This is a genomic window from Methanobrevibacter filiformis, from assembly GCF_001639265.1.
Taxonomy (GTDB): Archaea; Methanobacteriota; Methanobacteria; order Methanobacteriales; family Methanobacteriaceae; genus Methanacia; species Methanacia filiformis.
Window position 1 is genome coordinate 1 of the sequence record NZ_LWMT01000262.1, and the last position, 13,828, is coordinate 13,828.

At 27.5% G+C, this 13,828-nt stretch carries 9 protein-coding genes and 1 CRISPR repeat array; of the genes, 7 read left to right on the forward strand and 2 right to left on the reverse strand.

Annotation, left to right across the window (positions count from 1 at the left end; genetic code table 11):
- Positions 1-152 precede the first annotated feature (152 nt).
- Positions 153-4,176: a CRISPR direct-repeat array (repeat unit 30 nt; unit sequence GTTAAAATCAGACCAATATGGAATTGAAAT).
- 409 nt (positions 4,177-4,585) lie between these two features.
- On the forward strand, positions 4,586-6,550 hold the full coding sequence (gene uvrB / locus MBFIL_RS08185) for an excinuclease ABC subunit UvrB (protein WP_066973415.1): 1,965 nt from the start codon (positions 4,586-4,588) through the stop codon (positions 6,548-6,550).
- A 137-nt stretch (positions 6,551-6,687) separates the two neighbouring features.
- On the opposite strand, the gene MBFIL_RS08190 is transcribed toward uvrB, so the two are convergent.
- Complete coding sequence (locus MBFIL_RS08190) at positions 6,688-6,921, reverse strand: hypothetical protein (RefSeq protein WP_066973417.1); 234 nt, start codon at positions 6,919-6,921, stop codon at positions 6,688-6,690.
- Positions 6,922-7,245: 324 nt separating this feature from the next.
- On the opposite strand from MBFIL_RS08190, the gene MBFIL_RS08195 reads away from it, so the two are divergent.
- Together MBFIL_RS08195 and MBFIL_RS08200 are read left to right on the forward strand one after the other, a co-directional pair.
- The gene (locus MBFIL_RS08195; protein ID WP_066973419.1) at positions 7,246-7,521 is read left to right on the forward strand and encodes a hypothetical protein; all 276 of its coding nucleotides are present in this window, start codon (positions 7,246-7,248) and stop codon (positions 7,519-7,521) included.
- Complete coding sequence (locus tag MBFIL_RS08200; protein ID WP_157078733.1) at positions 7,487-7,693, forward strand: hypothetical protein; 207 nt, start codon at positions 7,487-7,489, stop codon at positions 7,691-7,693. Before MBFIL_RS08195 ends, MBFIL_RS08200 begins: the two co-directional genes overlap by 35 nt.
- Positions 7,694-7,936: 243 nt before the next feature.
- Here MBFIL_RS08200 and MBFIL_RS10665 read toward each other — a convergent pair whose 3' ends face one another.
- Complete coding sequence (locus MBFIL_RS10665) at positions 7,937-8,107, reverse strand: hypothetical protein (RefSeq protein WP_157078734.1); 171 nt, start codon at positions 8,105-8,107, stop codon at positions 7,937-7,939.
- Positions 8,108-8,541: 434 nt separating this feature from the next.
- Between MBFIL_RS10665 and MBFIL_RS08205 the strand changes: the two genes are divergently transcribed.
- The 4 genes from MBFIL_RS08205 (at position 8,542) to MBFIL_RS10320 (ending at position 13,621) form a co-directional block, all read left to right on the forward strand.
- On the forward strand, positions 8,542-8,724 hold the full coding sequence (locus tag MBFIL_RS08205) for a hypothetical protein (RefSeq protein WP_157078735.1): 183 nt from the start codon (positions 8,542-8,544) through the stop codon (positions 8,722-8,724).
- A 104-nt stretch (positions 8,725-8,828) separates the two neighbouring features.
- Positions 8,829-9,155: a DUF3800 domain-containing protein gene (locus tag MBFIL_RS08210; RefSeq protein WP_066973425.1), complete on the forward strand. Its 327-nt coding sequence runs from the start codon at positions 8,829-8,831 to the stop codon at positions 9,153-9,155.
- Between the two features lie 708 nt (positions 9,156-9,863).
- Entirely contained in the window at positions 9,864-12,752 is a 2,889-nt protein-coding gene (gene uvrA, locus MBFIL_RS08215) for an excinuclease ABC subunit UvrA (protein WP_066973426.1), read from the forward strand.
- 722 nt (positions 12,753-13,474) lie between these two features.
- Positions 13,475-13,621 (forward strand): ribbon-helix-helix domain-containing protein, encoded by a 147-nt coding sequence (locus MBFIL_RS10320; RefSeq protein WP_084266360.1) that lies wholly within the window; start codon positions 13,475-13,477, stop codon positions 13,619-13,621.
- Positions 13,622-13,828: the final 207 nt, after the last annotated feature.

The window sequence follows — 13,828 nt, forward strand, 5'->3', positions numbered from 1 at the left end:
AATAGATATTCAATGAAAAACATAGACAACAAATAAAAAAAACTACAAAAAATAATTTACAATCTAACCACAACTAAGAAAATTCACTGTCATCCATCAACTGAAAAATTAATTATTGCACAGCCAAGTAAGAACAAATCACTCATATGATGGTTAAAATCAGACCAATATGGAATTGAAATTTTGTTTTCCAGTTCCCTGAGCTCTTTACTTTGTGGTTAAAATCAGACCAATATGGAATTGAAATGCTCTTGATATTGTTTCCATCATCCCGACTACTTGGGTTAAAATCAGACCAATATGGAATTGAAATCTTTTTTAGTTAAGTTTTTCCTTAAAAACTTATGGAGTTAAAATCAGACCAATATGGAATTGAAATGCTATTATGATGTTAGTGTGGTCTTTATACTTATTGTTAAAATCAGACCAATATGGAATTGAAATGCTATTATGATGTTAGTGTGGTCTTTATACTTATTGTTAAAATCAGACCAATATGGAATTGAAATTTTTCATTTAAAGTGTCTAAGTCTTGTTTTTCATAGTTAAAATCAGACCAATATGGAATTGAAATAGACTCCTACTAACTATATTTTCAATATCCTTCTTAAGTTAAAATCAGACCAATATGGAATTGAAATGAAGGCATGTTAACCTATTTGATATATCATAATAGTTAAAATCAGACCAATATGGAATTGAAATGCAGCTTTTAATTGCTCAACAGACACTCTAAACGGTTAAAATCAGACCAATATGGAATTGAAATATACCATATTCAACATAAGCTGCGTATGACACACGTGTTAAAATCAGACCAATATGGAATTGAAATATTTGAGCAGGTAATGTTTCCGCTCCCGCTTTTTTAGTTAAAATCAGACCAATATGGAATTGAAATTAATAGTAATTCATTTGATATAGAAATGCCTAATAGTTAAAATCAGACCAATATGGAATTGAAATCCTATCCTTTTATTCTAACATGTGAGTTCAAACTAACGTTAAAATCAGACCAATATGGAATTGAAATCGTTGAAAACCTAAGAGACGGTGTTGTTGTCTCAGAGTTAAAATCAGACCAATATGGAATTGAAATAATAGGGGATGCCTTCTTTTATTCTAACTTCTTGTGTTAAAATCAGACCAATATGGAATTGAAATTCAAATTCATTATAATCAACCCCGTCTATCTTCTCTAGTTAAAATCAGACCAATATGGAATTGAAATGAAAACAAGCTTATAGCATTTCTCATCAAACACCCGTTAAAATCAGACCAATATGGAATTGAAATGTTTTTTCCTTTAGCTCTAAAGTACCTATTTTAGGGTTAAAATCAGACCAATATGGAATTGAAATCTTATAAACACATTATTTACATTTTTAGCATAGTTAAAATCAGACCAATATGGAATTGAAATTGTAAAGACCTGGTACCGCTCATCATACGTTGGTGTTAAAATCAGACCAATATGGAATTGAAATACTTTTCATAGGATCTATAATTTTTTCTTTATAATTGTTAAAATCAGACCAATATGGAATTGAAATTCTTCAATAGCTTCATTAAGATATTTTATCGCTGTGTTAAAATCAGACCAATATGGAATTGAAATAAAGCAAGCATATCTCTCATAGATAGCTTCATATCGTTAAAATCAGACCAATATGGAATTGAAATAATCCTCAGCATATAACTTACTACCTTGGAATTTAGGTTAAAATCAGACCAATATGGAATTGAAATCCTAATGTATCACCGTTTTCCTTCAAACTCTCTTGTTAAAATCAGACCAATATGGAATTGAAATCTTTATTAACATTAGGATACCATAACATCTTTGATATTACTTGTTAAAATCAGACCAATATGGAATTGAAATAATCTATCAGCTAACTTTAATGCTTCCATACCTGGTTAAAATCAGACCAATATGGAATTGAAATGGAAAGGTATAACCTCTTATATGATAACAAGATGTTAAAATCAGACCAATATGGAATTGAAATGCTGAAAGTTTAATTGTTGTTGGACCTAATAATTTAGTTAAAATCAGACCAATATGGAATTGAAATACAAGCAGTTAATATATTAAACCGAGTGTTTAGGTTAAAATCAGACCAATATGGAATTGAAATAATACTCATTTATTTCTTGTACTAATAACTGAGCATGTTAAAATCAGACCAATATGGAATTGAAATATAAACCTAGCAAATGAAATAGAAAACGGATTAATGGTTAAAATCAGACCAATATGGAATTGAAATATTAATAGCTCTTGGAGTTCCAACAATTAAATTTAGTTAAAATCAGACCAATATGGAATTGAAATCTCTCATTAACTGATTGTCTATATAAAGATGATGGTTAAAATCAGACCAATATGGAATTGAAATATTCAAATATCTCAGGATAATCATCTAAATTGGCACCGTTAAAATCAGACCAATATGGAATTGAAATAATATTGTGTCGTTTATAAAGTTAAGTTCCTCGACAGTTAAAATCAGACCAATATGGAATTGAAATTTTAAGTATGAATCTAATGTTTTGATTACAGATAAAGTTAAAATCAGACCAATATGGAATTGAAATCTTTATTAACATTAGGATACCATAACATCTTTGATATTACTTGTTAAAATCAGACCAATATGGAATTGAAATAATCTATCAGCTAACTTTAATGCTTCCATACCTGGTTAAAATCAGACCAATATGGAATTGAAATGGAAAGGTATAACCTCTTATATGATAACAAGATGTTAAAATCAGACCAATATGGAATTGAAATGCTGAAAGTTTAATTGTTGTTGGACCTAATAATTTAGTTAAAATCAGACCAATATGGAATTGAAATACAAGCAGTTAATATATTAAACCGAGTGTTTAGGTTAAAATCAGACCAATATGGAATTGAAATAATACTCATTTATTTCTTGTACTAATAACTGAGCATGTTAAAATCAGACCAATATGGAATTGAAATATAAACCTAGCAAATGAAATAGAAAACGGATTAATGGTTAAAATCAGACCAATATGGAATTGAAATATTAATAGCTCTTGGAGTTCCAACAATTAAATTTAGTTAAAATCAGACCAATATGGAATTGAAATCTCTCATTAACTGATTTACTATATAAGCTGTTATAGTTAAAATCAGACCAATATGGAATTGAAATGTTATCTTATTAAGAACACTACTCATTAGAGTTTCCTGTTAAAATCAGACCAATATGGAATTGAAATAAACCCATACAAACTTGAAACAGAAAGTCCTTTGTGTTAAAATCAGACCAATATGGAATTGAAATAAACGACAGCGAGGGTTTTATATTAGAATTATTAGAGGTTAAAATCAGACCAATATGGAATTGAAATTGAAACGTTTTAGGCACATCCCTATGTATAGTGGTTAAAATCAGACCAATATGGAATTGAAATTCAGCTGGTACTGGTAGATTACTATTAGCATATCAGTTAAAATCAGACCAATATGGAATTGAAATCACACCATAACATAAAGCCATTTTATCCAATATTTGTTAAAATCAGACCAATATGGAATTGAAATACGAATTAACAAAGAATGCACAAACAAGTTTAAGAGGGTTAAAATCAGACCAATATGGAATTGAAATACGTGTTCCAGATAGCTATCCAGTATATTAACATTGTTAAAATCAGACCAATATGGAATTGAAATTACATTTCAATGGCTTCAACTAGACTATCTAGCCCTTGTTAAAATCAGACCAATATGGAATTGAAATTTATGGCAGGTCTCATATAAGGTTGTTCAGGCCCATGTTAAAATCAGACCAATATGGAATTGAAATCTATTATAGCTATGTGGTATATGATAGGTATATGAGTTAAAATCAGACCAATATGGAATTGAAATAAACCCAGTTATCACACAAACAAACACCCCCCCTAGTTAAAATCAGACCAATATGGAATTGAAATTCTATTAATGAATCTAGGCCATTATATAACTGCACAGTTAAAATCAGACCAATATGGAATTGAAATTGAAACGTTTTAGGCACATCCCTATGTATAGTGTCGGGTTAAAATCAGACCAATATGGAATTGAAATAGCTATTAACATATAGCCCAGGAGACTCTTCTAAGGTTAAAATCAGACCAATATGGAATTGAAATACAAACATTAATCATTCATATATTTTAATTTATTAATTATTATTCCAATAATGTTTCGAATATTAAATATATTATTTATAATATCAATAATAATAGTGTATATATAAACAATAATTTATATGTCATTCTTAATAAGAAAAGAAGAACGAGTTATTTTAAAAAATATTTTATTAAGGTTCCTTACTAAATTTAATTTCATAATTTAAATTAACAAGGTTCCTTACTAATTTAGTAATATTAATTTAAAAAATAGTATTATTTTGAATATATTAAGGTTCCTTACTAAATATTTACATACAATAATTACTAAATAACAAGTATTATATATATATTAATATAACATTTAAATAATAAACATCTAATTAAATGGATATTAAATAAATTCTAATTTAAGCAAGAGAGAACATTTATGAAAAAATTCAAATTAAATTCAAGTTACAAACCTTTAGGGGATCAGCCAAAAGCTATTAAATCATTAGTTGGAGGTATAAACAAGGGATTTCATGAGCAAACATTACTGGGAGTGACTGGGTCTGGTAAGACATTTACTATGGCTAATGTTATTGATCAGGTTCAGAAGCCTACATTGATTATTTCGCATAATAAAACATTGGCTGCTCAATTGTATGAGGAGTTTAAGGAGTTTTTTCCAGATAATGCTGTGGAATACTTTGTTAGTTATTATGATTATTATCAACCTGAAGCATATGTTCCAAGAACAGATACATTTATTGATAAGGAAGCTTCAATAAATGAAGAGATAGATATGATGAGACATTCTGCTACACAGTCTCTTTTATCTCGTGACGATGTTATTGTAGTATCAAGTGTTTCATGCATTTACGGTATAGGATCACCTGATGATTATGGAGAATTTAAACTTTTCCTTCAAGTGGGAGATAATATTGAACGGGAAGAAATTCTGGCACGATTAATACATATGCAGTTTGAAAGGAATGATATAGAATTTGGAAGAGGACAATTTAGAGTACGAGGAGATGTTATTGAAATAAATCCAGTTCATGGTGAAAATCCAGTGAGAATTGAGCTATTTGGAGATGAAATTGACTCAATAGCTATTATGGATAAACTCACGGGGAAAAAACTTGAAAAACTTGAAAGAACATTTATCTATCCTGCAAAGCATTTTGTAATAGCTGAAGATAAACTTAAACAATCTATTAAAGATATAAATATGGAATTGGACTCTCGCCTGAGGGAGTTAAATGCTCAAAATAAACTTGTGGAATCTCAAAGATTAGAACAAAGAACAAAATATGATGTTGAGATGTTAAGTGAAATGGGATATTGTCCAGGTGTTGAAAATTATTCAATGCATTTATCAGATAGGCAATGGGGAGAAATGCCATATACATTACTTAAATATTTTCCAAAAGATTTTTTAACAATTATAGATGAGTCTCATGTGACAGTTCCACAAATTAGGGGAATGTACAATGGAGATAGAGCAAGGAAGGAAACATTAGTTGATCATGGTTTTAGATTACCTTCAGCAAAAGAAAACAGACCATTTAGGTTTGATGAATTTGAAAAATCTGTAAATCAAGTGTTATATGTTTCAGCAACCCCTGGAAATTATGAAATAACAAGAAGTATGAATGTTGTTGAGCAGATTATAAGACCAACAGGACTTGTAGATCCTAAAGTAATTCTTAGACCAGTAAAAGGTCAAGTAGATGACCTCTTGGGAGAAGTTAGAAAAAGAACAGAAAATAATCAAAGAACTCTTGTAACAGCACTTACAAAACGAATGTCTGAGGATTTAACTGATTATTATGCTAAAATAGGTGTTAAAGTAAGATACTTACACTCTGAAATCGATACATTAGAAAGGATAGAAATCATCGATGATCTTAGACGAGGAGATTTTGACTGTTTAGTTGGAGTTAATCTACTTAGAGAGGGTTTAGATCTTCCAGAAGTTTCTCTTGTTGGAATACTTGATGCTGATAAAGAAGGATTCTTAAGATCAGAAACATCTCTTATACAAACAATAGGAAGAGCATCAAGGAATGTTGAGGGTCAGGTAATAATGTATGCTGATGTAATGACTGATTCAGTAAAAAATGCAGTTGAGATAACTAATAAAAGAAGAGAATTACAAATTAAATATAATAAAAAGCATAATATAGAACCAACAACTGTAGTTAGAACACTTAAAGAAAGAGTAAAAGATACTGAAAAATATGATAAAAATAAAATGGACCTTAAAAAATTACCTAAAGATGAACTTAACATTTTAATATCTGATCTTGAAGCAGATATGAAAGATGCAGCAAGTCAGCTTGATTTTGAAAGAGCAGCGAAATTAAGAGATCAATTGATTATCATTAAAGGAATATCTAAAAAATGATCTATGAAACAAACTTTTAGATAAAGTTTGATCAAAACCTGTTTCAAAAAAATAAATAATTTAAGCATGTAAAGTGCTTTCATGTTTTATTAAACAGATTATTCAATTAATAGCTATTAAATAATTATCTTTATTAATTAATTTTCTAGTTTAATGATTAATTCATCTTTTTGATCATTTTTTATTGCCCAATAAATAAATCCTCCTATAATTAAGAAGAATAACAATGCTACAAAAACCCTACTATTGAATTCATTCTTAACTAAATGTATTGATTTTAAATCTTCTTTTTCAATTTCATAGCCACTAATTACATATTCCTGAGCATTAATGTCTAGTTCACTCCTGTTTTGAACTGTTTCAAGTCTCATAAATAAAACCTTCACATCTCTATTTAATCTCTTTAACCATTTTTACAAGTTTATCTCTATTAATTATATTCGTCATGACTAATATATTATAGATATTGTATATTATATTAACTATTATATAAATTTTTTCATTTAATAAAAATTAATTTATATATTAAATATATTTATTAATTATTTGTCAATGATAATTATATATGGAGGATTTCATGAATTATATTGAACACCTATAAGTAACTAATAAATTAATGCCATAACTTCAAACAAAAATTATATTAATATAAAAATATAAAATATATTATTAACTAACAAATTTAGGTAATATATATGATAGCTATTAGTGAATTAACAGATGATTCATTAATTATTCCAGATGAGGTTTTGGAAGTAATTAAAAAGAATAAAAAAAATAAAAAGAATATTATCAAATGGGATATTGATGATGATGAAGTTAAAATGAAATTTGAGGAAAAAGATGAAGATATGCCTGAGGAATGTAAACTTTTCCATGCAGAATTAGATAGGATTATGGAACGAGGACGATTCGTTAAATTGGATGTTGATAAATTTGCCAAAGAATATGGATCAAACTCCGAATTATGATGTTGAAATTGACGAAGACACTTTAAAGTATCTTAAAAAGATTTCAAAGAAAGATACTAAACTATTTGATAATATTATGAAAGGAATAACAGAAATTCAAATTAAACCTCATAATTCTGAACTTCTTAAACATTTTTATAAAGGTTCTAGAAAAAAAGAAAAATTAGAATAATTTTCCAGATATATGAAGAAAATAAAACTATTAATATACTTAAAATTGGTAAAAGAAATAATGTATATCAAATAAATGTTATTTTATGAATAAAACTAATTTATATATATTTTGTGTAGATTAATACTTTTTTATTGGAGATATCAAATATTTAATAATTTGAAACAAACTTTTGAAAAAAGTTTGAACAAAAGCTATTCCAAAATTTAGCCTGTGTAAAGAATTCACAGGATGAGTATACTTTTATTTGATAATTTCAGAACATATTTTGTTGCAGTTTAGTATATTCATTAGTATTTTTCCTGTTTTGTTCATTTTATCTATGATTTTTCTGTTCCATATATATGTTCTTATTGTTAAGTAGTTTTTGAGTCCTTCTACTGATTTATATAGTCGTTTCATTCTTTTTGGCATGTTAGCTCCAAAGAAATTCTCCATTGCATTGTTAGTTTATGTAGCTAGAGGAGAAGATAATATAATATTCTTATTATATCTAATTTCCTGATAATGTTGTTGAAATTCTATTAGATATAAAGAAGGGCTTTAACATAATGACCAATGTAGTTGAAAGATTAAACTTACTCTATATGTTAATACATTAAATCAGAAAGTAAAAAAAGCATATGATATCTGTCCATTGCCTCATAAACACCTTACTCATTTAAGAGCGCGGCCACCTACGGCGGCTCTAGTTTATGAGGTCTTACTGTGAACGTCATGTATTACATATATAATTAATACTATATAAATATTATGAATTATAAATTATAACTATATTTATAATTATATTTTTATTGTTATATTTGAGGCATATGATGGATTATCTGTTTTTAGATGAAAGTGGTAATTTGGGTTTGAAAGGAACTGGCTTCATGGTTATTTCCATATTGCGATTTAGTTCTTTGAAAGAATGTCAAAGATTAAAAAATATTGTTAAGAAAGTACTTAATCGAAAATTCAGGAAAGAAATTAAGAGGTATGAAGAAATTAAGTTTTATTCCATGTCTGTTGATTTAAGAAAACTGCTTTAAATAAGTTAAATAAGTTAGATTTTACCGCATACTCAATAATTTTAAATAAACATGATTATAAAAGTATTCACCTGTTGAATAATTACAACATAAATGATGTTTATATGGATGTAGTCACGACATTATTAAGTGAAATTAACATTAATAATAAATATGTTTTGAGAATGGATAATTTTTTACCATCTAAACATATTGATAAATTTAATTTGCTTATTCTGGAAAACCCCAATATTTATTCAGAAAACTGTAATATTTTTCATAATGATTCTAGGAAATATATTGGAATACAATTTGCAGATTTAATTTCAGGAGCTTGCTTTCAATATTATGAAAACAATAATAATGAATTTATGGACATTATAAAAGAGAAACATAGATTAATTCATTACAATAAATATAGTTTAGGCAAGACTGTCAAAAAGAAGAGATAATTAAAATGAGTTAATATGCCATTGCACTTACTGAATAAAAATATTAAAAAGAAAATTAATAACATATTTTAAATTTAACTTAATTATCAACTATATTTTTATTAATTGATTAGTTCAAGTAAGTGTTAGTTTGACTAACCATTTAAAATATTAATTGCAAAAATGTAACTATTTGGTCACAATATATCAAAATATATATTATTTTATAAGCAGTCATTTATTTGAGTATATAAAACTATATATACTACTTTTTTTCATATTGGTAAATATTTTAGAAAGAAAAGATAAATTGTTAATAAAGCAACATTCTACTTATTTTATTAATTATTTAGTATTAATCCTTAACTATTTAATAATAACCTTTAATTATTTATAAAAGCAGATAATATATGTATATTTTACTTAAATATGACTTTTAACTAATTATATAACAAAAAAATATATATGTAACTTAATGCAAAGATATATAGTGATATTAGTATTAATATTTTGTTTAATATGACTGAACTCATTCTGTTTTTTATTTTAGAGTGTTTAACTTAAGTCAATAGCTAAATTACTTATTTTAAGAAGAATTAATAAATAGCTATTTTTAAGTGTTTTTATTATTTTCAATTATTTTTAACATGAATACTAATGGAAATTTAAATCCTAATTATTATATTTACAATTACAAAAAGATTATTACTAAAGCTTGAGAGGTTGAAGATGAGTAGTACAAGTAAAGATAAAATCATTTTAAAAGGGGCAAGGGAAAATAACCTTCAAAATATTGATTTAACAATTCCACGAGATAAATTTGTTGTTATAACTGGGCTTAGTGGGTCTGGTAAATCATCACTTGCATTTGACACAATTTATGCTGAAGGACAGCGTAGATATGTTGAATCATTATCTGCTTATGCTCGTCAGTTTTTAGGGCAGATGAAAAAGCCTGAAGTGGATTATATTGAAGGGTTATCTCCAGCTATTTCAATTGATCAGAAAACAACTAAAATGAATCCACGGTCTACTGTTGGAACTATAACAGAAATATATGATTATTTAAGGTTACTTTTTGCAAGGGTGGGAATAGCTCACTGTCATGTCTGTGGAAGGGAAATATCCCAACAAACAACAGGTCAAATTGCAGAAAGCATAATTAATGAAGGTGAAGATATAAAAATACAAATTCTCGCACCTATTGTTAAAGAAAGAAAAGGTGAGCATAAAAAAATGCTTAAAGACTTGTTAAACAAGGGATTCGCCCGCGTGCGCGTAGATGGTGAAATTAAAGATTTAGATGAAGATATTAAGATAAATAAAAATACAAAACACACAATTGAATTGGTGGTAGATAGGCTTAAAACACGAGGAGACATTGAGTTTCAGAGAAGACTAGCTGATTCTGTTGAAACAGCTTCAAAATTTGCTGATGGAATAGTTACAGTATTATTTGATAAGGATGGGGAGATCTATGAGAAAGTTTATTCTGAGGATTTTGCATGTGTTGAGTGTGGAATAAATTTTGAAGAGATAAGTCCTAGAATGTTTTCATTTAACAATCCACAAGGAGCATGTCCCGAATGTAAGGGGCTTGGAAGTAAAATGGAAATGGATCCTAACTTAGTAGTTCCAGATAAGAATTTATCAATTGATGAAGGAGCAGTACTTCCATGGAGCCGATCAAAAGGAAAATCTAGCTATTACACCGAAATGCTAAATGCAGTAGCAAGACATTTTAATTTTTCAACATCAAAACCATTTAAAGATTTAACAAAAGAAGAGCAGAATCTTGTATTATATGGTTCTAATGAAAAGATTCAATTTGATTTCACAAGAAGAAATAAATCATATAAGGTTAATCGAAAGTTTGAAGGTGTAATTCCTAGAATGGAAAGACATTACTTAGAGACTAAATCTAATTACTCTCGTAGCTATATTGCTAAATTCATGAGTGATAGACCATGCCATGTTTGCGAGGGAAAAAGACTTAAGCCCGAAAGTTTAGCAGTTACTGTTGGAGATAAATCAATAGCTGAGGTTGTTGATTTATCCATTAAAGATTGTTATAAATTCTTCCAAGAACTACACCTAAGTGCACGAGAATTATTCATAGGTAAAGAAATATTAAAAGAGATTAATGAAAGGCTTAAATTCTTAGTTAATGTTGGTCTTGATTATGTTGCACTTGCAAGGTCTTCTGGAACATTATCTGGAGGAGAGGCACAGAGAATAAGGCTTGCAACACAAATTGGCTCAGGACTTGTTGGAGTACTATATATTCTTGATGAACCAAGTATAGGTCTTCATCAAAGAGACAATATAAAGCTAATTGAAACACTTAAAAGACTAAGAGACATTGGAAACACCCTTATTGTTGTAGAACATGATGAAGAAACAATGTTATCATCAGATTATATTGTTGATATTGGTCCAGGTGCGGGGGAACATGGAGGAAAGGTTGTAGCTGCTGGAACACCTCAAGAAATAATGGAATCACCTACTTCAATCACAGGGAAATTTTTATCAAGAAAAGAATCCATACCTATAATAGCTAAAAGGCGAGAATCAAATGGAGAAGTTATTTCAGTTAAAGGAGCAGCAGCAAATAATCTCAAAAATGTTAATGTAGATATTCCTCTTGGGATTTTTACATGTGTAACTGGTGTTTCAGGTTCTGGAAAAAGTAGTTTGATTAATGAAGTATTATATAAAGGATTAAATGCTAAAATCAATCATACACACACGTTTGCAGGGAATCACAAATCAATTGAAGGTGCAGAAAACATAGATAAAATCATTGTAATTAACCAAACACCAATAGGCAGAACTCCACGTTCTAATCCTGCTACATACACTGGAGTCTTTACATATATTCGAGAACTTTTTGCAGAAACACCAGAAGCTAAAAAAAGAGGTTATAAACCTGGTAGATTTAGTTTCAATGTAAAAGGTGGAAGATGTGAAGCATGTACTGGAGATGGGATTATAAAAATCGAAATGCATTTTTTAGCAGATGTTTATGTTCCATGTGAAGTATGTAAAGGAAAACGATACAATGATGAAACTTTAGATATACGATATAAAGGAAAAAACATCTATGAGGTTCTAGAAATGACAGTGGAAGAATCTCTTGAATACTTTGAGAATATTCCGAGAATTAAGAAGAAGTTACAAACATTATATGATGTTGGTCTAGGTTATATTAAACTTGGTCAATCTGCAACAACACTTTCTGGTGGGGAAGCACAAAGGATAAAGCTAGCTAAAGAGCTATCAAGACAAAGTACTGGAAAAACATTGTATATTTTAGATGAACCAACAACTGGGCTTCATTTTGAAGATATTAAAAGACTACTTCATGTTCTTGGAAGATTAACTGACGGTGGAAATTCTGTTGTTGTTATTGAACATAATTTAGATGTTATTAAAACTGCAGATTATATAATTGATCTTGGACCTGAAGGTGGAGATGGTGGAGGTCAGATCGTAGCAACAGGAACACCAGAAGAAGTTGCAAAGTCTGGTACTTATACTGGTCAGTTTTTAAAAGATATTTTATCTGATAATATCACACCACTTGCTCGAGAACTTGTTAAATCCAATAGTAAATGAACATTAAACACTGATTTTGCAAAATTTCATTATATGAATTCAAATCAGTTTTTATATTTTATTATTTAAAAATACCTGCACTTTTTTTGTTTAGAATGTTTATTTCTTGAAATAGATTTTGTTCAAAATTTATTCAAAAGTTTGAAATATATTCATGTTTTTACTTTTGGTATTTGTAATGCATATTAATAGTAATTCATTATTTTTAAATACTTTTGTCTTTTATAATTAGAATGAATAAATTGTTTATCTATATATTATATTAATTTATTTTATAAATTTCAATTATATTTATTCATACAATTCTATATTCTATTAATTTTTAAAAATTATCAATCCTAGTTCTTTGTTTCTTAAATCATTAACCTTTTTTCATTAAACAGGGTTTACATTGTAATTTATTGTATTATCTTAAAATCATAAATTATGGCTATGTTTTTTTAATCTGGATTTTAGTGAATATTTTTTAAGAATCTAAAATCTACTTTAATTATGTATATTATTTATTTACCAAGTTAAAAATCATTCATCATTTATTAATTTTTCATTAAAATCCATTTACTAGCTATTAAATTCTTTAAATCAATTATTATCCTTTGTTATGAACTTTTTATCTTATTATTATAATTTAATAAAAATAGAAAAGTATATATTTATGTAGTGTACAAAGAGTGCTATTATATCCATAACTTTATAAATGTCTTTTGTACATACTAATAATCATGAAAGTTACTCGCTCGTTTAAAATTGATGAAAAAGATGATAAAGAATTAAAGAATATAGCTAATGAAATGAAAATTCCAATATCTAATCTTATAAGGAATATTATAATTAATTATCTTGAATTTGTTAAAGAAGATAGAAAATAAAAGTATTTACTATTTTAATTAAGTTAAGATATTTATTTAGAATTATATATTTTAATTCAAAAAGAAAAATGTTTTTTTACCACAGCTGTTAAGTTAAGGATTTAATCGATTCTATAGAATTGCCTTAAATTAAACATTGCTTCTTTATTTTTTTCTTATTTCAGAAACTTCTTCTACAATTGGTTCTATTTTTTCTTGGTGGGGTTT

Bases quoted from the DNA above. Each gene is read 5' to 3' on its own strand.
- uvrB (WP_066973415.1), top strand. From the start codon at position 4,586: ATGAAAAAATTCAAATTAAATTCAAGTTACAAACCTTTAGGGGATCAG.
- MBFIL_RS08190 (WP_066973417.1), bottom strand. From the start codon at position 6,921: ATGAGACTTGAAACAGTTCAAAACAGGAGTGAACTAGACATTAATGCT.
- MBFIL_RS08195 (WP_066973419.1), top strand. From the start codon at position 7,246: ATGATAGCTATTAGTGAATTAACAGATGATTCATTAATTATTCCAGAT.
- MBFIL_RS10665 (WP_157078734.1), bottom strand. From the start codon at position 8,107: ATGCCAAAAAGAATGAAACGACTATATAAATCAGTAGAAGGACTCAAA.
- MBFIL_RS08210 (WP_066973425.1), top strand. From the start codon at position 8,829: ATGGATGTAGTCACGACATTATTAAGTGAAATTAACATTAATAATAAA.
- uvrA (WP_066973426.1), top strand. From the start codon at position 9,864: ATGAGTAGTACAAGTAAAGATAAAATCATTTTAAAAGGGGCAAGGGAA.
- MBFIL_RS10320 (WP_084266360.1), top strand. From the start codon at position 13,475: ATGAAAGTTACTCGCTCGTTTAAAATTGATGAAAAAGATGATAAAGAA.